A 22421-nucleotide genomic window follows, 5' to 3' on the forward strand; every position below is an offset into this window, starting at 1 on the left:
GCTTGTCCCCCGTTGGGGCGCGAAGCGGCCCTGAAACCAGGCGCTGAGTTTTTTCTGAAAGAATGCGGTGATGCCTATTAGGGCCGCTTCGCGCCCCAACGGGGGACAAGCCCCCTCGCCACAGACAAGCCCGATATCACAGGCAAGCCCCATCACCACAAGCAAGCCCCACCGCCCTGCTCCACTTGTCCCTGCGCAAAACCGGTTGATCGTCAGCTAGCCGATAAGTCTGCTGTAAAACCGCGACAATCTTGCTGTATGGTGCGCGCCCGTCGCTGCCGCTTCCGCTCGACAGCGGCCTCTACTTGAGCCTGCGCACAGCATGAAATCCTTCGCCATTGCCTCCGTACTACTCGCCCTGGCGCTAAGCCTCAGCGGCTGCATTGGCGCGCCCATCGTCCTGACATCACAGACTGCAGAACGCCTGGAAGCCCAGGCGCCGATGCGCTTTTTGCTGACCTTCGATGACAGCCCCAGCGCCTCCGGCTATGCCAACCCCAGCCGCTCGGTGATCGCCGACCTGGCCGACAATCCCGTACAACCGGGCATCAAGGCAATCTTCTTTTTACAGACCGAGTCGGCACGTGGCGGCGGCAGCGAGCGTGGTCGTAAAACCATGCAGCGCGAGCACGCGGCCGGCCATATCCTGGCCTTTCACACCGCGACGCGCTGGCATACCAACCATCGCTTGCTGGATGACGAAGAACTGGCGCAGACCCTACGCCAGGGCGCGGCGAGCATCGCTTCAATCACCGGCAGGGCGCCCCGGCTGATTCGTCCACCCTTCTGGAATTACGACAAACGCACCTTCACCGCGTATCGGCAACAGGGCATGCACATCCTGTTGACGGACTTGAGCGCCAATGACGGCAAGATATGGGGTTTCAATGCCAGCCCCAGGCGCCGAGCCAACCTGCTGCTGCAACTGTCGCAAGTGCGAGAACGCATCGCCCTCGGCGAACTGCCAACAGTGGACGGCGTAATCCCGGTGGTGGTGACCTTTCACGACATCAACCGCTATACCGCGCGGCACATGAAGGAATACCTGCAGATTCTGATCGACAGCGCTCAAGCCAATGGCCTGAAAACCGCTGCCGAACCGTTCTACACCGACTCTGCCAGCCTGGAACGCGCCGCTCTGGCGCGCACGGTGAAAGACATCGATGAAGTGGTGCATCTGCCGGGGATTTGGCATTGGCTGTGGGAAGATGATTCCCACTGACTATACCCGCGTGGTCAACTCTGCTCCCGCGATTCGACGCCCAACTCATCCCAGACGGACTCGGCCAGGTGAAAGGTCGCATTGGCCGCCGGAATCCCGCAGTAGATCGCGCTCTGCATCAACACTTCCTTGATCTCGGCGCGCGTCACGCCATTGCTGGCGGCGGCGCGCAGGTGCAGCTTCAGCTCCTCGTTGCGGTTCATGCCGATCAGCATCGCGATGGTAATCAGGCTGCGGGTGTGCCGGGGCAAGCCCGGACGGGTCCAGATGTCACCCCAGGCGTGGCGGGTGATCATTTCCTGAAACTCGCTGTTGAACTCGGTCAGCGCGTTCAGGCTGCGATCGACATGCGCATCGCCCAGGACTTCACGACGCACCTTGAGGCCGTCGGCATAACGTTGTTTTTCGTCCACGAAAGATTCCTCAGCGGGCCAGCAGGAATGACAGCACCAGGTCGCTGAACGCAGCACCGGCCTGCACGTTGGACAAGTGCGCCGCAGGGAACTCGGCGTACTCGGCGCCCTTCACCTGCGCCTGAATGAACTGGCTGCCCGACGGCGGCGTGACCGCATCTTCGGTGCCGGCAATCACCAGCGTCGGCCGCGTGATCGACGACAATTGCTGACGAAAATCCGCATCCCGCACCGCCGCACAGTTGGCGGCATAACCTTGGGGTGAGGTGGCCGCCAGCATGTCGGTAATGCGTTTGGCCTGGCCAGGGTTGGCCTCGGAAAAATCAGCGGTGAACCAACGCGCAATCGACGCATCACGCAACGCCACCATCGCGGCCTGGCCATCGCGCAAGACCATTTCGATCCGCGGGTTCCATATCTCGGGAGTGCCGATCTTCGCCGCCGTATTGCACACTACAAGTCGCAGCAAGCGTTCGCCAGCATTAATACCCAGCCATTGGCCGATCAACCCGCCCATGGACAGACCGCAAAAATGTGCGCGCTGGATGTGCAGCGCATCCAGCAGCGCCAGCACGTCACGACCCAATTGCTCGATGCTGTAAGGACCTTCGGTGACCAGGGACTTGCCATGGCCACGGGTGTCGAGGCGCAACACCTGAAAATGCTCGGTGAACGCCGGCATCTGGGTGTCCCACATGTGCAAGTCGGTACCCAATGAGTTGGAGAGCACCAATACCGGCGCGCCTTGTGGGCCTTCAAGTTGATAGTTCAGTTCGCCATCAGCGAGTTGTACACGTGCCATAGCAGCCTCCTCAGGCAGAAAATCCAAAGTGTCCCGCGACCGCGCGGCTGACCCAGGTGTGCGCCTGGCCCAGATAGCGCGCCGGGTCCAACAAGCGATCCAGTTCGACCGCCGAGAGCTCGGCGGTCACTTGCGGTTCATCGGCCAACACCGCGCGCAGGTGCCGTTGTTCGGCAACGGCGCGTTTGCAGCACTGCTCCAGCAAATGGTGTGCGGTTTCGCGCCCCAGGCGTTGAGCCAGCACGATGCTGACGGCCTCGGCCAGCACCAGGCCTTGGGTCAAATCAAGGTTGCGGCCCATGCGTTGCGGATCGACTTCCAGTCCTTCGCTTACCAGCAGTGCTTGATGCAAGGCGCCGGAGACCAGCCGGCAAATCTCGGGCAGGGTTTCCCATTCGGCGTGCCACAGGCCCAGGCTGCGTTCGTGCTCCTGAGGCATCGCGCTGAACATCGTCGCCACCAGGCCCGGAACCCGTGTCGCGCAGCTGATCAAAACCGCGGCCCCGACTGGATTGCGTTTGTGGGGCATGGTCGAAGAACCGCCCTTGCCCGGCGCCGACGGCTCGAACACCTCTGCCGCTTCCGTCTGCATCAACAAGCTGATATCGCGGCCGAGCTTGCCGAGGTTGCCGGCGATCAGACCGAGGACCGCAGCAAACTCCACCAGCCGGTCACGCTGGGTATGCCAGGGTTGCTCCGGCAAACTCAATTGCAGGTGCGCCGCCAGGGCCTCGGCCACCGGCATCGCCTGTTCGCCAAGCGCCGCGAGGGTTCCGGAGGCGCCGCCAAACTGCAGCACCAACAAGCGTGGCTTGAGCTGCGCCAGGCGCTCTCGACTGCGCGTCACAGCGCCCAGCCAGCCGGCGATTTTCATCCCCAGCGTCACAGGCGTCGCGTGCTGCAGCCAGGTGCGTCCGGCCATCGGCGTTGCAATATAGCGTTGGGCCTGAGCGGCAAGGATGTCTCCCAGCCGCGCCAGATCGTTTTCGATCAACGTCACGGCGCTGCGTAATTGCAGCACCAGGCCGGTGTCCATCACATCCTGGCTGGTGGCGCCCAAGTGTACATAGCGCTCTGCGCCCGCATCGGCACTGGCGATCTGTTTACCCAGTGCCTTGATCAGCGGGATCGCCGAATTACCCGCCGTGGCAATCGCCTCGCCCAGCGCGCTCGTATCGTAAAGCGACGCCAGACAGGCCTGCGCTATCGGTGCCACCGCCGCTTGCGGAATCACCCCAACCTGGGCTTCGGCCCGGGCCAGCGCGGCTTCGAAGTCCAGCATGCCTTGCAGCCGGCCTTGGTCGCAGAACACCTCGGCCATGCTGGCGGCCGTGAAATAGGTGTCGAACAACTGATTGCTCGTGCGCGTCGTCATAAACCATCCTTAGGCATACACGCCCTCAAGGGCGCGCAACCGGTTACAGATCGTGGTGCAAGTACGCTGCCTGCTTCGGCAGGCGCAAGCTGAACAGGAATGCGATCGCCATCATGCCGGTGACATACCAGTAGAAGGTGTTTTCCATCCCGATGGACTTCAGACCAAGGGCCACGTACTCAGCTGAACCACCGAAAAGTGCATTCGCCACCGCGTATGCCAGGCCCACACCGAGTGCACGCACTTGTGGCGGGAACATCTCGGCTTTTACCAGGCCGCTGATGGAGGTGTAGAAGCTGACAATCGCCAACGCCAGGGTAATCAGTACAAAGGCCAGGAACGGACTGCTCACGGTTTTAAGGGTCAGCAGGATCGGCACGGTGCACAGCGTACCGAGGGCACCGAACCAGAGCATCGAATTACGCCGGCCGATCTTGTCCGATAGCATGCCAAACAGCGGCTGCATGCACATATACAGAAACAGCGCGCCAGTCATGATGTAGCTGGCAGTCTTGGCGTGCATCCCGGCGGTGTTCACCAGGTACTTCTGCATGTAGGTGGTAAACGTGTAGAAAATCAGCGAGCCGCCGGCGGTATAGCCGAGCACGGTGATAAACGCCGCTTTGTGATCACGAAACAGCGCGGCAATGCTGCCGGCGTCCTTGTTGTCGCGCATCTCCTTGCTGCTGGTCTCTTTCAGGGAGCGACGCAGTAGCAGCGAAATCACCGCTGCAATCGCGCCGATCACAAACGGAATCCGCCAACCCCAGGCGCGCAGTTCTTCTTCAGTCAGCAGTTGTTGCAGGATCACGACCACCGACACAGCCAGCAATTGCCCGCCGATCAAGGTCACGTACTGGAACGAGGCGAAGAACCCGCGCTGGCCTTTGAGCGCCACTTCGCTCATGTACGTTGCCGTGGTGCCGTATTCGCCACCCACCGACAGCCCTTGGAACAGGCGCGCCGCCAGCAGCAAGGCCGGAGCCCAGGCGCCGATGTCTTTGTAGGTGGGCAAAAAGGCGATGACCAGAGAGCCGGCGCACATCATCAGCACCGAGATCATCATCGAGTTTTTGCGCCCATGCTTGTCGGCCACCCGGCCAAACAACCAACCACCGATGGGACGCATCAGGAAGCCGGCGGCGAATACGCCTGCGGTGTTCAGCAGTTGAACCGTGGGGTCATCGGAAGGGAAAAACGCCGGAGCGAAATAAATCGCACAGAAGGCGTAGACGTAGAAGTCAAACCACTCCACCAGGTTGCCGGACGAAGCCCCGACAATTGCAAAAATCCTTTTGCTGCGTTCTTCTCCGGTGTAGTGACCGGTATGGGTTGTCATATTTTTTCACTCGTAGGGAACGGACTTAACCCTAGACATACTTTGTAACAGTCTCGTTCCGCAAGTAGACTTTTGGGGTGGTGAGGAAGAGAAGAGACTGGCCGAAGCGTGCCGAGAAAATTGGCGATCTGCATGACCGAGCCGATTATGGATTCACCGATAAGCGTTCAGGTCGATGCAACACTGAAATTTCCCCTGCTCAACCCCCTCTCCTCCCTGGGCATGGATATCTACACAACGTTCAGAAACCGACGATTTTCCCTGTGGCGAGCGGGCTTGTCCCGCGTTGGACTGCGAAGCAGTCCCAGTAAGCCGAATGTGGTGTATCAGATACTCCGTAGCGACTGGTTTTGGGACTGCTTCGCAGTCCAACGCGGGATAAGCCCGCTCGCCACAACAGCCCTCTCTGCTTGGATTTAAGCGTTGAGGCAAAATTGTGTGGGGTAGCCCTGAAACCCACCTCAATAATCGAAAAACACCGTCTCTTCATCCGTCCCCTGCAACACCACGTTCCATTGATACCCCCCCGACGCATCCGCCTTGGCAATCAAGGTACTGCGGCGCTCAGCGGGTACACACCCCAACAACGGGTCATCCCCATTCATCACTTCACCGTCAAAATAAATTCGCGTCAGCAAGTGCTTTACCAGACCACGGGCAAACACCAATACCACCAGGTGCGGCGCCTGGGTCGTGCCCTTCAACCCCGGCACGCCGCCCGGCTTGATGGTGCTAAACCGAAAGCGCCCTTCAGCGTCCACCGGCACCCGGCCAAATCCTTCGAAGCTGGGATCCAGGGGTTTGTCCTGCTCGTCTTCGGGGTGGTCGTATTTACCCGCAGCATTGACTTGCCAGACTTCCAGCATGGCGTCGTTGACGACATCACCGTTGCCATCCAGCACTTGCCCGCTGATCACCACCCGCTCGCCCAAGGTCTCGACCGTGGCTAGATCCTCGCGGTTCAGCCAAGTCAGGCCGATGTGATAGTAAGGCCCGACGGTGTGGGATGTAGTCGCGTAAAGAGTCATCTCATTTCTCCATCGGCGTGGCGTCGCGGCCGCGCAGGACAATGTCCCAGCGGTAGCCGAGGGCATAGTGTGGAACGGTTTTTTCAAGGTCGAAACGGGCGATCAAGCGTTCCTTGGCCGAGGTGTCGGGCACGCAATTGTAGATCGGGTCGTATTCCAGCAACGGGTCGCCAGGGAAATACATCTGCGTCACCAGCCGCGTCAGCACGCTGGGGCCGAACAGCGAAAAGTGAATATGCGCCGGGCGCCAGGCATTGTGGTGGTTGCCCCACGGGTAAGCGCCGGGCTTGATGGTCTGGAACTGGTACCAGCCATCGACATCGGTGACCGTGCGACCGGTGCCGGTGAAGTTCGGGTCCAGGGGCGCGTCGTGCAAATCGCGCTTATGGTTGTAGCGTCCAGCGGCGTTGGCCTGCCAGATTTCCACCAGGATGCCCGGTACCGGTAAGCCGTTCTCATCCAGCACGCGGCCGTGGATGATGATGCGTTCGCCTTGCGGCTCGCCATCGTGCTGGGCTGTGAGGTCGCTGTCCTTCTCGTCGATGCGTTCGGCGCCGATAGTCGGGCCGGTGATTTCCGACAACGAATGGGGCAGGAACACCAACGGCTTGGACGGCGAACGCAGGTTCGTCGACTGGTACGCCGGGTGCAAGTAATCAGGCTGAGTACCCGCTTGCGGGCGCCGGTATCCGGGCTTGTCACTCATGGATCAATCCTCGTTGTTCTGGAGTTTTAAACGCGCTCGATAGCCAGCGCCAGCCCTTGGCCGACGCCGACACACATGGTTGCCAACCCCTTGCGCCCCCCGGTTTTTTCGAGTTGGTGCAGAGCCGTCAATACCAGACGAGCACCGCTCATACCCAACGGATGGCCCAAGGCAATGGCGCCACCGTTCGGGTTGACCTGCGGCGCGTCGTCCGCCAGGCCCAACTCACGCAGCACCGCCAGGCCTTGGCTGGCGAAGGCTTCGTTGAGTTCGATCACATCAAAGTCGCTGACGGCCAGCCCCAGGCGTTCCACCAGCTTGCGCACCGCCGGCACCGGGCCGATCCCCATGACTCGCGGCGCCACACCGGCGCTGGCCATGCCCAATACCCGGGCACGAGCGGTCAGGCCGTGTTGTTTCACGGCATCGGCAGACGCCAGAATCAACGCGGCGGCGCCATCGTTCACCCCAGAGGCGTTGCCGGCGGTGACGGTCTTGTCCGGGCCGTTGACCGGTTTGAGTCGGGTCAGGGCTTCCAGGGTGGTATCGGCCCGAGGATGCTCATCATGTTCGACCAGGGTCTCGCCTTTTTTATGCGCGACCCGCACCGGCACGATTTCTTCAGCGAAATAACCGGCGGCCTGAGCAGCCGCGGCGCGTTGCTGGCTGCGCAAGGCAAAGGCGTCTTGATCGGCGCGCGATACCTGGTAGTCGTCGGCCACGTTATCGGCGGTCTGTGGCATCGCATCGACACCGTATTGGGCCTTCATCAACGGGTTGATGAAACGCCAGCCGATGGTGGTGTCTTCCAGCTTCATGTTGCGCGAGAACGCCGCGTCGGACTTGCCCATCACAAACGGCGCACGGGACATCGACTCGACGCCACCGGCAATCGCAAGCTCCATTTCACCACTGGCAATCGCGCGGAACGCGGTGCCAATCGCGTCCATGCCCGAAGCACACAAGCGATTGAGGGTCACGCCAGGAATGCTGTCGGGCAAGCCGGCCAGCAATGAGGCCATGCGCGCCACGTTGCGGTTGTCTTCGCCCGCCTGGTTGGCACAGCCGAGAAACACTTCCTCGACCGCGCTCCAATCCACGGAAGGGTTACGCTCCATCAGTGCCTTGATCGGCAAGGCGGCCAGATCATCGGCGCGCACGCTCGACAAACCGCCACCGAAACGCCCGATAGGTGTGCGAATGGCGTCGCAAATAAATACGTCGCGCATCAGGCTTCTCCTGGGGCTTGGCCATGGGCGGCGGCCGTGCGGGCTTCAAGGTCGCGCAGGGCAGTCAATTCAACTTCGGTGGGCTCAGCACTGGTGCTGAGCTGATCGGCAAACCGAATCGCCCAGCCGGTGGCGGCAACCACGTGTTCACGCGTGACACCAGGGTGCAAGGCGGTGACCACGAATTCGTGAGTGCCCTCCTCCGGCTCCATGATGCACAGGTCGGTAATGATCCCCACCGGCCCCGCGCCCGGCAGGCCGAGACGCTTGCGCGAATCCCCGCCTTCGCCGTGGCCTACCGAGGTAATGAAATCCAGTTTGTCGACGAACGAGCGCGCCGATTGCTTGAGGATAATCAGCACACTCTTGGCGGAACCGGCAATCTCCGGCGCGCCACCCGCGCCCGGCAGGCGGACTTTGGGCTGGTGATAGTCACCGACCACCGTGGTGTTGATATTGCCGAAGCGGTCAACCTGGGCGGCGCCAAGGAACCCGACATCAATACGTCCGCCTTGCAACCAGTAGCGGAAAATCTCACCGGTCGGTACGACGGTGTCGGCGGTTTCCGCCAGCTCGCCATCACCGATCGACAACGGCAGCACCGAGGGCTTGGCGCCGATCGGGCCGGACTCATAAATCAACACCACATCCGGCGAGGACGTCAGGCGTGCCAGGTTGGCGGCCTTGGAGGGCAAGCCGATACCGACGAAGCACACCGAACCGTTCTTCAGGCGACGCGCGGCGGCGACAGTCATCATTTCGTTGGTCGAGTACGTCATTACTTGGTCTCCTGCGCGGCAGCCAGTTTGGCCTGGAACTCACTGAAGTCAGCGGTGCCGTGGATGTATTCATCAATCCATGCGGTAAACGTCCCACGGTCCCGGGCAATCGGGTCCCAGGCCTGATAAAAGCGGTTGTCACGCTCGGTGTATCCATGCGCGTAGGACGGATGCGCACCGCCCGGGACGTGGCAAACGGCGGTCAACGCCCAGGTGGGCAGGACGCACGCGTTCATTGGCGCCTTCAGGTCATCGACGATTTCCTCGACGGTGACAATGCAACGCTGGGCCGCCAAGGCAGCTTCTTTCTGCACGCCGAGAATGCCCCACAACAGCACATTGCCCTTGCGGTCGGCTTTTTGCGCGTGGATCACGGTAACGTCCGGGCGCACCGATGGCACCGCCGCCAGCACTTCACCGGTAAATGGGCAGGTGACGGATTTGATCAGCGGGTTGACCTTCGGTAGGTCAGAACCCGCGTAGGCACGCAACACCGCAAACGGCAGACCGGAAGCGCCGGCAACGTAGGCATTCGCCAAGTCGGCATGGCTGTGTTCTTCGATCTCCAGAGACTGCGGCCATTGTTTCTCCACCGCGTCCCGCAGACGATGCAACGAACCCACGCCGGGATTGCCGCCCCAAGAGAAAATCAACTTGCGGGCGCAGCCTGCACCGATCAGTTGATCGTAGATCAGGTCGGGCGTCATACGCACGAGCGTCAGGTCTTTCTTGCCCTGACGAATGATTTCATGACCTGCAGCTGTAGGGATCAGATGAGTAAAGCCTTCGAGCGCGACGGTATCGCCATCGTTGACGAACTGCTTCACAGCGTCAGACAGCGCGAGAATTTCAGCCATGGGGTTGGGCTCCCGGTGTGGGTCGAAAAAGGCGCTGAGGGCAGCGCTGAAGTGCCTGAAGGTTAAGCCGGGAAATTTCGCCAAACAATCCGATAATCGACTGAGTGTTCGATTATCGAACATATTGTTGCCTGGCTATCGATTTCTGTTCAGGTGGTATCGGCATGACTGACCAGGCCCAGCGCTGCCGCGACCTTAATCAGCCAGGGGAAACACCGTCAATTCGTCAACGCGGGATCTGTGCGGTCAGCGAACGCTTAAGCGAACAATTGGGCGCTCAGCTCCTGGCTGGCGCTGAGCATGCTCGGCAGAAAGCGCTGCTCCAACTCGCTGCGGCTGACCCGCCCTGCGTGGGTGCTGATATTGAGCGCAGCCAATACCTGACCAGAAGCGTCATACACCGGCACGGCGATGGAACGCAGCCCTTGCTCCAACTCCTGATCGACGATGCACCATCCCTGCTGCCGAACTTGTTGCAGGCATTCGAGCAAGGCCTGGGGCGTGGTCAGCGTGCGACTGGTCTTGGTTTGCAGGTCGGCATGGTCCAGGTAGTCCTGCAACGAGGCATCGTCGAGGGCGGCCAGCAAGATCCGTCCCATGGACGTGCAGTAGGCCGGCAGACGGCCGCCGACCGAAAGGTCCACCGAAATCAGGCGTTGGGTGGTGGCGGAGCGGGCAATATAAAGGATGTCGTCACCTTCCAGGGTCGCCATGTTGCAGGCTTCGTGAAGCTGCTCGCTCATGCGGTCCAGGTAAGGCTGGGCGGAAACGGCCAAAGGCGTGGAGGACAGGTACGCATGGCCCAGGGTCAAGACCTTGGGCAACAGGGAATAGGTCCGTCCGTCCGTGGTAGCGTAGCCGAGCTTGATCAAGGTATGCAGGCAACGGCGCACAGCGGCGCGGGGGATTTCCGTGCGGTGGCTGATCTGGGCGATGGTCAAGTGGCGCTTGCGCTCCTGAAACGCCTGCACCACCGCCAGGCCACGCGCCAGGGACGTCATGAAATCCGGATCGCCGGTAAACGCCTGAATCCGTTTGGCCGGTGACGCAACGATGGGCGGGGCCACTGATGCAAAGGAGTTGCGCAATTGATCGTTCATTCCAGGCCCTTTCTCTTGTTTTCAATGGCTATTACAAGCTGGCTGGCAAGCGACGCACAAGACGAGCCCTGCAACACTGTGCGATTATCGGACGATCAGTCGATAATCGCAATTTCCCCGCTCGCCGTCATGAGCGCCCTTGTGCAACAGCTCCTATCATTGAAATCATGCCAGACTCACCCGTGGCTGAATAAATAAGCTCGGGACGCGGCGGTCAGTTTTAAAACATTAAGCAATGTGTGACGTCAAAACTTCGGCACTGCTGCCATGAAATACATCCACTGGCAAAGTTGACGTTTTTTAACTTGTTGGTGATAGTGTTATTCAAATACACCGTTATAATGCACCTCGTGATAAGGTCGGCCCAGCTTCCAGAGCGATTGCAGATTTCGCCGAGCCTTGCCCACGCTTTGCCCAAGGCGCTGTTGCAGGTACCTGACGCCCATTCAAATGCCTGCCAATTGCTTGTGACTTGAAAAGAAAACTGTTGCTACGACAGCTGTTCTTCTCCGGTGCCGTGGCCGCCTGCAATAACGAAGTGGTTTATCGTGGTTCCTCCCTCAAATGTGGATTCTATTTGAAGGTGACGCGATGAACGCCTTCCCTGCATTGCGCTTCACCGGAATTAAACTCAACTCAATTAGGTAACAATGTGACGAAAGACGAACTGCGCGCGGAACTTGAGCGCCAGGAACAACGTTACAAGGATGTTTACGGCGGGGAAGTCACCACCTACGCCGCCCAGCCAGAACCGGAGCGCAAACCATGGCGCAAACGCGCCAGTTTGCTGGATCAGGCTTTTGCCCAAGAGATTCAAAAGATCGAAAAGGACCTGAAGGCCGAGGAGTCATAACCCTTCGGGTGGTGTCCCAAGGGGCAGTCGCTTTCCTGTCAGCACCTCGCTGGCGGGAAAGCTCTATGTATGCTTGTTGCAGGCCCGATTATCGTCATTTCCTGCATCCCGTCTAAATTTCATACAACTGTTTCACTGTCAGTGTCGCGATTGTCGCACCCCACACCTGCAGAAAAAACTCTATACATCAATGAGTTGCTAACACCCCGAAATACCTGCGGCCGCCGCCCGAAGCACAAATTAATTCGTTGAAGAATGTTACCGGCGAGCAGCTAGTGCATCGATTATCCTGCTTTTCTGGCATAATCGCGCCCCCTTTCGACCTGGTCATAAAACCTTCATGATCGATTTATTCAGCGGACTGGATGCCTGGGTTCTTGTGAGCCTGCTGCTCGCCCTCTTCTTTGTCCTCGCCTTCGAGTTCATTAATGGCTTTCATGACACCGCTAACGCGGTGGCCACAGTCATCTACACCAAGGCCATGCCGCCACACCTGGCCGTGTTCTTTTCCGGGGTGTTCAACTTCCTCGGCGTGCTGCTCGGCGGGGTGGGCGTTGCCTACGCCATCGTGCATCTGCTGCCGGTGGAGTTGTTGATCAATGTGAACACCGGCCACGGTCTGGCCATGGTGTTCTCATTACTGGCGGCGGCCATTACCTGGAACCTCGGCACCTGGTACTTCGGGATTCCGGCGTCCAGCTCCCACACCCTGATCGGCTCGATCCTCGGTGTCGGCCTGGCCAATGCCTTGATCAACGACATTCCGCTGGCTGATGGGGTCAACTGGCAGAAGGCGATCGATATCGGTGCCTCGCTGGTGTTCTCGCCCATGGCCGGTTTCCTGGTCGCAGCCTTGGTGTTGATCGGTCTTAAATGGTGGCGTCCGCTGTCGAAGATGCACAAGACACCGGACCAGCGTCGCAAGCTCGACGACAAGAAACACCCGCCATTCTGGAACCGCCTGGTATTGGTGATTTCCGCCATGGCCGTGAGTTTCGTGCATGGTTCCAACGACGGCCAGAAAGGTATCGGCCTGATCATGCTGGTGCTGATTGGTATCGTGCCCGCGCAGTTCGTACTCGACTTGGGCAGCAGCACCTACCAGATCGAGCGCACCCGTGACGCAACGTTGCACCTCAATCAGTTCTACCAACGCAACCACGAAACCCTCGGCGAATTTCTCTCCCTGGGCAAGAGCGTTCCGGAAGACCTGCCAGGCAAATTCCGTTGCAACCCGCAACAGACCGAGCCGACCATCAATTCGCTTCTTGGCACATTGAAAGGTGTCTCCGACTACCACTCGCTGACCTCCGAGCAACGCATTGAAGTGCGTCGATACCTGCTCTGCCTGGACGATACCGCGAAGAAAGTCGGCAAGCTGCCCGGCCTGGACAAACGCGAGAAGTCCGACCTCGACAAGCTGCGCAAAGACTTGACTGCCACCACTGAGTACGCGCCGTTCTGGGTGATTCTCGCGGTAGCGCTGGCCCTGGGCCTGGGTACCATGGTTGGTTGGAAGCGTGTGGTTCTGACCATCGGCGAGAAAATCGGCAAGCAGGGCATGACCTATGCCCAGGGCATGTCGGCACAAATCACCACGGCCACCATGATCGGTTTTGCCAATATCTTCAGCCTGCCGGTGTCCACGACCCACGTCCTGTCGTCGGGTGTGGCGGGTACCATGGTCGCTAATAAAAGCGGCTTGCAGGGTGGCACGGTGAGAACCATCCTGATGGCCTGGGTGTTGACCCTGCCTGCGACCGTGGCCTTGTCGGCCGGATTGTTCTGGCTGGCGTCCATCGCGTTGGGGAGTTGATCCTCCGCGGCTGATCCAGGAAGGCGCAACCTTTGGGGGTTGCGCCTTTTTTTATGTTTGAAGGGCTGCCAAGCAGCCAAACGCCAGGCCAAAAAAAAGGGCGACCGAAGTCGCCCAAAATGCCTTGCGTGCTCATGTAACCCAGAAAAACCTATAGTTTTTTACGCTTGTTAGCGTCTTTCCAGATAAAAATCCCAAACCCTACAAAAAACAGCACCATGAGGCCGACGGTCAGCACTCCGGCAAACACCACATTATCGAAAAACATGACCGGCCTCCTGTGCTTGCCCTGTTGCGATAGGGCTAAGTTAACCAAGAAGCCGAGAGGAGAAATTGACGGGGATCAATGTCGCCCGCGACGGGGCGTAAAGAAGGGAAAAAACTGACCTGCATCAACAATTTCGGAGCATTTCAGCGTTTTTTCGGTTTGTTTTTCGACTTTTTCTTCACCTTGCCCAAGGGCATCGCCTGTTCAAAGGCTTGGCGCACTTCATTGAGCCGCTTGTCATTAAGGTCATGCACACGTTTGGCGCGCTCAGTATTCAGATCGATCAGCTTGTCGTCACTCATGGCTTGGCTTACGTCGTGGCTGGAATACCCCAATAATGCGTCCTGACCCGTTGTGCGGTAAACCGCCGGCAAACAAAATGTGTGTCATCGCGCCTATTTGTCCGCAAAATTGCCGTTGATGGGGCCTTACGTGGCACTGCATCAGGATCTTCCGCCCTTGCTGGCCCTGCGCGGTTAAACCTCGACATCCACCCACAACCCTTGCCGGGGCGCATCTTCGATCAGCGGCGCAACCGGCACGGTATTATCGGCATTGAGTTCATCACCGGGAATGGCCAGATGCTTCTCGGGGTCTTCTTGCGCCTCGCGTCGGCGCTTTTGCTGTTCCTGCTGACGTCGTTGTTCGTCGCGCAGCAACAAGGCCGATTGCTCGGGATCGCGATTTTTCAGGTCAATGGTGCTTTCGTTGGAACTCGCTTGCGCCGGCACCACCGGAGGAATATCGGGCTTGGGTCGCACGGGATCGAGTTGCGAGGTCACCGGCACAATATTCAAGGGCAAGATGGGTGGCAGCATAATTATGAGTCTCCTGTCAGCAAGCTGTCGGCTGCCGCGCTAACGACTTGAGCTTGGGGTCGCCAACTTGTGACCCAGTCGTCAGTCTTCGGTGCCGTGCCACCCGTCGAATCGACCCCCCATCATCCCGGCAAGCAGAGTAGTTTTTGTCAGAATCCTTTGGCTGAGGACCTTGTTCCGTTAGAATAGTCGGCTTTTTCACGGCGGGAGTCAGGCAGCATGGCGCAGCAGTATCAACCGGGGCAACGCTGGATTAGTGACAGCGAAGCAGAGCTGGGCTTAGGCACCGTTCTGGCACAGGACGGGCGCTTGTTGACCGTGCTCTATCCGGCCACTGGCGACACCCGCCAGTACGCGCTACGGAATGCGCCCCTCACTCGCGTGAGGTTTTCGCCAGGTGACACCATCACCCATTTCGAAGGCTGGAAAATGACCGTACGCGAAGTCGACGATGTCGACGGCCTACTGGTCTATCACGGCCTCAATGGTCAGAACGAGCAGGTCACCCTGCCGGAAACCCAGCTGTCGAACTTCATCCAGTTCCGTCTGGCCAGCGACCGTCTGTTCGCCGGCCAGATCGACCCACTGGCCTGGTTCTCCCTGCGTTACCACACCCTGGAACACACCAGCCGCCAATTGCAGTCCTCGCTCTGGGGCCTGGGTGGCGTGCGTGCACAGCCGATCGCTCACCAACTGCATATTGCCCGTGAAGTCGCCGACCGTATCGCGCCCCGGGTATTGCTGGCGGACGAAGTGGGCCTGGGCAAGACCATCGAAGCTGGCCTGGTGATCCATCGCCAGTTGCTCTCCGGTCGAGCCAGCCGCGTGCTGATCCTGGTCCCGGAAAACCTGCAACACCAGTGGCTGGTAGAAATGCGTCGGCGCTTCAACCTGCAAGTTGCCTTGTTCGACGAGGAACGCTTTATTGAAAGCGATGCCAGCAACCCGTTCGAAGACACCCAGCTCGCGCTGGTCGCCCTGGAGTGGCTGGTCGAGGATGAGAAAGCCCAGGACGCGCTGTTCGCTGCCGGTTGGGACTTGATGGTCGTCGACGAAGCTCACCACTTGGTGTGGCACGAAGAACACGCCAGCGCTGAATACACGCTGGTTGAGCAGTTGGCCGAGACTATTCCCGGCGTCCTGCTGCTGACCGCCCCCCCCGAACAATTGGGCCAGGACAGCCATTTCGCGCGTCTGCGCCTGCTGGACCCGAACCGTTTCCACGACGTTAAGGCTTTCCGCGCCGAGAGCGAAAATTATCGTCCAGTGGCCGAAGCCGTCCAGGAGCTGATGGACAAGGGCCGCCTCTCGCCTGCGGCCCACAAAACCATCCTGGGTTTCCTCGGCAACGAAGGCGAAGCCTTGCTGACCGCCGTCAACGATGGCGACACCGAAGCCAGCGCCCGTCTGGTACGCGAACTGCTGGATCGCCACGGCACCGGCCGCGTGCTGTTTCGCAACACCCGCGCCGCCGTGCAAGGCTTCCCGGAGCGCAAGCTGCATGCCTACCCGCTGCCGTGCCCGGACGAATACCTCGAACTGCCGCTGGGCGAACACGCCGAGCTGTACCCGGAAGTCAGCTTCCAGTCGCAGCCGGATATCGAAGAAGAACAACGCTGGTGGCGCTTCGACCCTCGGGTCGAATGGCTGATCGACCAGTTGAAAATGCTCAAGCGCACCAAGGTTCTGGTGATCTGCGCCCACGCCGAAACCGCCATGGACCTGGAGGACGCCCTGCGCGTACGTTCCGGCATCCCGGCCACGGTGTTCCACGAAGGCATGAACATCCTCGAACGGGACCGTGCCGCGGCCTACTTCGCCGATGAGGAGTTCGGTGCCCAGGTGCTGATCTGTTCGGAAATCGGCAGTGAAGGTCGCAACTTCCAGTTCGCCCATCACCTGGTGCTGTTCGACCTGCCGTCCCACCCGGACTTGCTGGAACAGCGAATCGGCCGTCTCGACCGGATCGGCCAGAAACATGTGATCGAACTGCATGTGCCGTACCTGGAAACCAGCCCGCAGGCACGGCTGTTCCAGTGGTACCACGAAGCGCTGAACGCCTTCCTTAATACCTGCCCGACCGGCAACGCCTTGCAGCATCAGTTCGGCCCGCGCCTGCTACCGTTGCTCGAAGACGCCGACGACAGCGAGTGGCAAACACTGATCGACGAAGCCCGTGCCGAGCGCGAGCGCCTCGAAGCCGAACTGCACACCGGTCGCGATCGCCTGCTGGAACTCAACTCCGGCGGGGCTGGCGAAGGTGATGCGCTGGTGGAAGACATCCTTGAGCAGGACGATCAGTTCACCCTGCCGATCTACATGGAAACCCTGTTCGATGCGTTCGGCATCGACAGCGAAGACCATTCGGACAACGCGCTGATTCTCAAGCCAAGCGAAAAGATGCTCGACGCCAGCTTCCCGCTGGGCGACGACGAAGGCGTGACCATCACCTACGACCGCAACCAGGCCCTGTCTCGCGAAGACATGCAGTTCATCACCTGGGAGCACCCGATGGTCCAGGGCGGCATGGATCTGGTGCTGTCCGGTTCAATGGGCAACACCGCCGTGGCCCTGATCAAGAACAAGGCGCTCAAGCCGGGCACCGTGTTGCTGGAGCTGCTCTACGTCAGTGAAGTGGTCGCGCCGCGCGCCTTGCAACTGGGCCGCTATCTGCCGCCAGCGGCACTGCGCTGCTTGTTGGATGCCAACGGTAATGATTTGTCGGGTCGTGTCTCGTTCACCACCTTGAACGATCAACTCGAGGCTGTGCCACGGACCAGCGCGAACAAGTTTATCCAGGCCCAACGCGATCAACTGACGCCACGGATCAATGCCGGTGAAGAAAAAATCGCCCCACGTCACGCCGAACGCGTGGCCGAGGCACAACGCCGCCTGGCTGCCGATACGGATGAAGAACTGGCGCGCCTGACCGCGCTGCAAGCGGTCAACCCAACCGTACGTGATAGCGAGCTGGTAGCTCTGCGCAAGCAACGTGAGCAAGGCCTGGCCATGCTTGATAAAGCTGCGCTGCGACTGGAGGCGATTCGCGTGTTGGTCGCGGGTTGATGCTGCTGTTCTGTTGAACTAAAAGGCCCGCTTAATGCGGGTCTTTTTTATGGTGTGGGATTGGGGGGTGTTTGCGGTTCATGGTGACCTGGAAAATCGGCTTTGAATCCATCATCGACGCGGTGCCTCAAGTCGCAGATTGTCTTCGCTCACTTCGGTCAGCTCCCTCTCCTCCGAGAGAGGGCTAGGGTGAGGGGCGGATCTCAAGTCCGCCCCTTATTGCCCTGCCAGCACGGCATTACCTCAAACCGCCACCGCAGGACCCGACACCTCCACCGTCGCCATTCCATCCTTCATCCGCTGGGCATCACGCACAAAACACCGCGATGCCAGGAACAGAAACAGCATGGTCAAGAACAACGCCACCGGTATCAGATACATAGCGTCATGCAGGCCCACTGCTTTAAAAGCTTCAGTCATTTGCTCAGCCCCCGCCGCATACATAGCGGAGTGAGCAAAATGGTCGGACAGACCGCCCACCACAATCGGCCCCATGCCACCGCCCAACAAATACAAACCGGCGAAAAACAGCGCCATGGCCGTGGCCCGCAAGCGCGGCTCCACCACGTCCTGAATCGCCGTGTAGACGCACGTATAAAAGTTATAGGCAAACAACCAGCCCACACTGAATACCGCCACGAACACGCCGATCTCGATGCGGCCTGCGTGCAGGGCCCAAGCGGTGCAGAGCGTGGAGATGATCAGGCTGAACGCGGCGAACAACAGCCGGCCATTGGCAATGCGCTGATGGATTTTGTCGGCTACCCAGCCACCCAGCGTCAGCCCTACCAGCCCCGTCACGCCGACAATTACTCCGGTCGCCACCGCCGCTTCCTGCAACGGCATCAGAAAATACCGCTGCAACATCGGCACCAGAAACGAGTTGCAGGCATAGGTCGCAAAGTTGAAGCACAATCCGGCCAGTACCAACCAGAGAAAAGTCGGAACCGCCAGCACGCGGCGGATCGGTCGGTCGATTTTTTCTTGGGAAACCTGCACCGCTTCAGCCGCGCCGCGCTTTGGCTCCTTGATATAGAACATGAACACCGCCAGGATCAGCCCCGGCACAGCGGCGATAAAGAACGGTGCGCGCCAGCTGTCGAAGGCCTCGACCATCGCGCCGATGGTGAAGAACGCCAGCAGCAGCCCTAAAGGCAAACCGAGCATGAAAATACCCATTGCTCGGGCCCGACGATGCGCCGGAAACAGATCGCCGATCAATGAGTTTGCCGCCGGCGCGTAGCTGGCCTCACCAATACCGACGCCCATGCGCACTAGCAAAAAGGTCCAGAAACTGCCGACCATGCCGTTGACTGCGGTCAGCCCGCTCCAAGTCGCCAGGCCCCAGCCCATCAGCTTGCTGCGCGAGCCGGTATCGGCCATGCGCCCAAGCGGCAGACCGGCAACGGCGTAGACGATGGTGAATGCGGTACCGATGATGCCGAGCTGGAAGTCACTGAGGCTCCATTCCATGCGGATCGGCTCGATGATGATCGCCGGGATCGTGCGATCAAAGAAATTGAACAGGTTAGCCAGAAACAGCAGGAACAGAATGCGCCAGGCATTCGCCGCTTGGGTCGAGTTCTGCATGGGTCCGTCTCTTTTATTGTTATAGAGCTGCGATGCCCTGCGCATCCGGCCCGGAACCTGCAATCTAGTCAGCCGCGCCCCGATTGTCTGTAATGATTCGTAAAGCTGATAAGGCGTAATTTCATCCTCGACAGCAAAGTGCCGCCCCATCGAAAAATAAGCGCTTGCCCCCCTTCCCAAGCGCATTGGCAAGATTAGAATAGCGAGCCTTCCGCAGTCCCCCCCTACCTCTTATTGATGACGTGCCATGTCCGATGCCAGTCCGTGTCTGAAATGCGGTGCCTGCTGTTCACACTTTCGCGTGTCTTTCTTTTGGGACAAATGCGCTTCGGCGGGAGGAACCGTGCCCGATGATCTGGTCGTACAGATCACGCCCAGCCGAGTGGCGATGATCGGCACAGACAGCAAACCGGTACGCTGTTGCAGCCTTATAGGGGACGTCGGCATGGGTACCCGTTGCTCGATTTATCATCAACGCTCCAGCGTCTGCCGCGAGTTTGAAGCGTCCTGGAGCCAAGGAGAAGCGAACACCGATTGCGATGCGGCACGCGTCGCTTTCGGCCTGGCACCCCTCGAACAGCCGATCCACGACCTAGACCTGCCCATCAGCGCTTAGCATGATGGGCTATCATCAAATAGCCATCATTCAGTTAAAGAACTCCGACCAACGGCCGATTCATGAGAGTCCGGAGACGATTTCCCCTAGTAAATCCAGGGCTATATCTGTCCTATTCGGCCTACAACGCACTGCAAAGTCGCGAACTCTCACTCGGTGATGGCTCTTAGGCATTCTTCAGCCATCCGTTCAGGCACATGGCGCACAATGACTTCTAAAAATAATCCTGCTACTGCGGTATCCGATGTGTTGCCGACAGCTCCCGCGGAAAAAACCTCACGTTCAAAGCCATTGAACAGTCAACGTGCGCTGGCCACCCAGCAATACCTGTACTTCACCGAAACCAACACCGACCGTATCCTCGATAACCTCGACGGCCTGCGAGACATGGTGTTCCCACGTCCACCCCATATTGAAGGTGACAACGAACAGCGCGGTGAACAGGAGTTTCCCTCGGTCTGCCTGATTGGCCTGGGTCGCTGCGGTTCCAACATTGCCCTGGACGTGGCGGAGTTGGTGTACAACGCCCGCAAGTTGTATCTGAACGAATTCAGCACCGAAGACCAATCCAATATCGACAAGGGCTACAGTCCGGCCCAATGGATTCGTAACAATCTGCGCCTGGGAGCGAACAAGGCCAGCAAGCCGGTGTTCCTGGTGGAGCCGCTGGTCATGTTGGGCGACCTGGACAAAGACATTGCCGGACGCATTCGCTTTTCTCGCAAAAGCGAAAAAAGCGGCTTTCTGCGCGATTACAGCAAGATGAAAATCATGGACCTCTCGGAAGTCCATGCCGGAGGCGCCGGCAACGCGCCGATTCTCGGCCAATACCTGGCCAAGATCATTCTAAATAAAGATACGCAGCGTTTTTCCAGCCCCGACTGGAAAATGATCCATTCCTACCTGATCGACTCCTGCGGTATCAAGGCCAACCAGTCGCGCCTGTATTTCTCGATTTTCAGCGCCGGCGGCGGTACCGGGTCAGGCATGGCATCGGAGTTCGGCCTGGCCCAGCAGCACTCGTATATGAACAAGACGTTCGACACCAAGCCCGCCGACGAACATGACAGCAAAAGTGGCCACGCTTTCGTCTTCGAACCTATCTTCACCAGCGGCATTTGCGTGTTGCCAAACATCTCCGATCACCGCAGTGAAATGTCCGAGGCACTGCACATCAACGCCGGTCGACTGCTGTGCAAGTATCTGTCGGAAGAATGGGATTTCTCATACAACTTCGCCAATGAAGACAGCAGCGAAGCCAGCGTCAAGGGCCGTATCCGACCGTGGAACGCGATGATGCTGATCTCCAACGACATCATGCGTTATGCCGAAGAAAGCGATGACGGCAACATCCAGAACATTGACGTCAATGCCATGGAGAAACACGCCAACCAGTACATATCCCAACAGATCTTCAATATTCTGACAGCCCAGGCGGTAACCACCGACTACGATCAGAACTATTTCCGTCGCGCCGGCATCGACATCGGCGAAACCATCCGCCTGGATGCCAACGACTTGTTCATGAGCCTGGCCGGACCGGTAGCGATTGCCTATGCCGAGTCCGTGGTTCCGGAAACCCCGCCGCCGTCGAGCGACAAGTTCAAGGTGTTCGACAAAGAGCCCCAGCGCTTGAACATCGATGATCTATTCTTCCGCTCCATCGACCTGCCGCACTTCAACAAGGTCACCCAGGCCATCGAAGGTATCAGCCTGCTGCCGATTGAGTCCAAGCGCTATCGCGCCTCCCTCGAGCAGTACAAAAATTCGGGCTATGACGCGGCGGCGCTGCACGACCTGCACTTTTTCAAGAATTGCTCGTCGGTGGTGTCTATCGTCTCACTGCCCAAGGACTACAAACTGTCCTATATGGATCTTAATCGGCTCAAGACCCACCTCAACAACCTGTTCCCCAACACCACGCTCAAACGCTACGCGTTGGTGATTGGTGCGTCGGCCAACCTGTCGCTGACCACTTTGATCGCCAAGAGTCCGTGCTTGTCGGATGATTTTCTGACGTTGATCGTGGCTTTTATCAAGCGGTGCTTTGCGCGAAATCCGTACCGGTTTGATGACACGCTGGATAACTCGATCCTGGACTTCATCGTCCATGACGAATTTGATGAGGCGCGTATTGACGAGTTGCTCAACGAGTTCGAAAACCCGGCGAAGATCCTGGATACCAATTGGTACGCGATCAAGCCGATGTATGAGAAGAAGTATCGAGAGCTGATCAATGACAAAGAGAAGTTTGTCTCGATCAACGACATTCGTCTTTCGCGCGATTGTGTGAAAAAGGCGATCAAGTATTTGCGGGAGATCTATCGCCACCGGATCGGCAAGACCAAGGTGATTTCGCTGAACCGGTATACCGGGAAAACGTTGTAATTGCTGCTTTCGTTGAGAGGGGGTGGGAATATCCCCACATCCCCTCGCAAACCCGAGCATCGCTCACACCTGGAAACAATTCTCCGAGTCCCCAGGCCGCCCCAAAACTGTGCCCATGACGCAAACGTCACCCTGCCTTGTGACCTTTCTCCACGG

The 22421-nt window shown here is 59.0% G+C and carries 20 protein-coding genes; 6 read left to right on the forward strand and 14 right to left on the reverse strand.

Annotated elements, in window-relative coordinates; translation table 11 throughout:
- Positions 1-322: 322 nt before the first annotated feature.
- Positions 323-1222 carry a polysaccharide deacetylase family protein gene (locus tag BLU75_RS16365; protein ID WP_084377027.1) on the forward strand — a complete coding sequence of 300 codons (900 nt, stop codon included), beginning with the start codon at positions 323-325 and terminating at the stop codon, positions 1220-1222.
- Between the two features lie 14 nt (positions 1223-1236).
- Here the strand turns inward: BLU75_RS16365 and pcaC are convergent, their stop codons facing one another.
- From pcaC to pcaR, 10 genes are all read right to left on the reverse strand, one after another.
- Entirely contained in the window at positions 1237-1635 is a 399-nt protein-coding gene (gene pcaC / locus BLU75_RS16370; RefSeq protein WP_084377028.1) for a 4-carboxymuconolactone decarboxylase, read from the reverse strand.
- 10 nt (positions 1636-1645) lie between these two features.
- Entirely contained in the window at positions 1646-2437 is a 792-nt protein-coding gene (gene pcaD / locus BLU75_RS16375; RefSeq protein WP_084377030.1) for a 3-oxoadipate enol-lactonase, read from the reverse strand.
- Between the two features lie 10 nt (positions 2438-2447).
- Positions 2448-3812 carry a 3-carboxy-cis,cis-muconate cycloisomerase gene (locus tag BLU75_RS16380; RefSeq protein WP_084377032.1) on the reverse strand — a complete coding sequence of 455 codons (1365 nt, stop codon included), beginning with the start codon at positions 3810-3812 and terminating at the stop codon, positions 2448-2450.
- Positions 3813-3855: 43 nt separating this feature from the next.
- A complete protein-coding gene (locus BLU75_RS16385; protein ID WP_084377034.1) occupies positions 3856-5151 on the reverse strand; it encodes an MFS family transporter in 1296 nt (431 codons plus the stop codon).
- Between the two features lie 461 nt (positions 5152-5612).
- Complete coding sequence (gene pcaG, locus BLU75_RS16390) at positions 5613-6179, reverse strand: protocatechuate 3,4-dioxygenase subunit alpha (protein WP_084377036.1); 567 nt, start codon at positions 6177-6179, stop codon at positions 5613-5615.
- Between the two features lies 1 nt (position 6180).
- Entirely contained in the window at positions 6181-6885 is a 705-nt protein-coding gene (pcaH, locus tag BLU75_RS16395) for a protocatechuate 3,4-dioxygenase subunit beta (RefSeq protein WP_084377038.1), read from the reverse strand.
- Between the two features lie 26 nt (positions 6886-6911).
- Positions 6912-8117: a 3-oxoadipyl-CoA thiolase gene (gene pcaF, locus BLU75_RS16400; RefSeq protein ID WP_172832104.1), complete on the reverse strand. Its 1206-nt coding sequence runs from the start codon at positions 8115-8117 to the stop codon at positions 6912-6914.
- Positions 8114-8893, reverse strand: a complete 780-nt coding sequence (locus tag BLU75_RS16405; protein WP_084377042.1) for a CoA-transferase subunit beta — start codon at positions 8891-8893, stop codon at positions 8114-8116. The genes pcaF and BLU75_RS16405 overlap by 4 nt, the downstream gene beginning before the upstream one ends.
- Positions 8893-9750, reverse strand: a complete 858-nt coding sequence (locus BLU75_RS16410; RefSeq protein ID WP_084377044.1) for a CoA transferase subunit A — start codon at positions 9748-9750, stop codon at positions 8893-8895. Before BLU75_RS16410 ends, BLU75_RS16405 begins: the two co-directional genes overlap by 1 nt.
- 257 nt (positions 9751-10007) lie before the next feature.
- The gene (gene pcaR, locus BLU75_RS16420; RefSeq protein WP_084377046.1) at positions 10008-10850 is read right to left on the reverse strand and encodes a pca regulon transcriptional regulator PcaR; all 843 of its coding nucleotides are present in this window, start codon (positions 10848-10850) and stop codon (positions 10008-10010) included.
- 652 nt (positions 10851-11502) lie between these two features.
- On the opposite strand from pcaR, the gene BLU75_RS16425 reads away from it, so the two are divergent.
- Positions 11503-11703 carry a hypothetical protein gene (locus BLU75_RS16425; protein WP_084377048.1) on the forward strand — a complete coding sequence of 67 codons (201 nt, stop codon included), beginning with the start codon at positions 11503-11505 and terminating at the stop codon, positions 11701-11703.
- A gap of 340 nt (positions 11704-12043) precedes the next feature.
- Positions 12044-13519, forward strand: a complete 1476-nt coding sequence (locus tag BLU75_RS16430) for an inorganic phosphate transporter (protein ID WP_084377050.1) — start codon at positions 12044-12046, stop codon at positions 13517-13519.
- 151 nt (positions 13520-13670) lie between these two features.
- On the opposite strand, the gene ccoM is transcribed toward BLU75_RS16430, so the two are convergent.
- From ccoM to BLU75_RS16440, 3 genes are all read right to left on the reverse strand, one after another.
- On the reverse strand, positions 13671-13787 hold the full coding sequence (gene ccoM, locus BLU75_RS28155; RefSeq protein WP_278045699.1) for a cytochrome c oxidase subunit CcoM: 117 nt from the start codon (positions 13785-13787) through the stop codon (positions 13671-13673).
- Between the two features lie 143 nt (positions 13788-13930).
- A complete protein-coding gene (locus BLU75_RS27525) occupies positions 13931-14089 on the reverse strand; it encodes a hypothetical protein (protein WP_090221635.1) in 159 nt (52 codons plus the stop codon).
- Positions 14090-14263: 174 nt separating this feature from the next.
- Positions 14264-14605 carry an aspartate-semialdehyde dehydrogenase gene (locus BLU75_RS16440; RefSeq protein WP_084377054.1) on the reverse strand — a complete coding sequence of 114 codons (342 nt, stop codon included), beginning with the start codon at positions 14603-14605 and terminating at the stop codon, positions 14264-14266.
- 219 nt (positions 14606-14824) lie between these two features.
- Between BLU75_RS16440 and rapA the strand changes: the two genes are divergently transcribed.
- Positions 14825-17671 carry an RNA polymerase-associated protein RapA gene (gene rapA / locus BLU75_RS16445; protein WP_084377056.1) on the forward strand — a complete coding sequence of 949 codons (2847 nt, stop codon included), beginning with the start codon at positions 14825-14827 and terminating at the stop codon, positions 17669-17671.
- 243 nt (positions 17672-17914) lie between these two features.
- Here the strand turns inward: rapA and BLU75_RS16450 are convergent, their stop codons facing one another.
- Positions 17915-19261, reverse strand: coding sequence for a spinster family MFS transporter (locus BLU75_RS16450; RefSeq protein WP_084377058.1), 1347 nt, complete (start codon positions 19259-19261; stop codon positions 17915-17917).
- 247 nt (positions 19262-19508) lie between these two features.
- On the opposite strand from BLU75_RS16450, the gene BLU75_RS16455 reads away from it, so the two are divergent.
- Positions 19509-19877, forward strand: coding sequence for a YkgJ family cysteine cluster protein (locus BLU75_RS16455; RefSeq protein ID WP_084377060.1), 369 nt, complete (start codon positions 19509-19511; stop codon positions 19875-19877).
- Between the two features lie 207 nt (positions 19878-20084).
- On the forward strand, positions 20085-22265 hold the full coding sequence (locus BLU75_RS16460) for a hypothetical protein (RefSeq protein WP_084377062.1): 2181 nt from the start codon (positions 20085-20087) through the stop codon (positions 22263-22265).
- Positions 22266-22421 lie beyond the last annotated feature (156 nt).

It is taken from the genome of Pseudomonas mucidolens, from assembly GCF_900106045.1.
GTDB classification, from domain to species: Bacteria; Pseudomonadota; Gammaproteobacteria; order Pseudomonadales; family Pseudomonadaceae; genus Aquipseudomonas; species Aquipseudomonas mucidolens.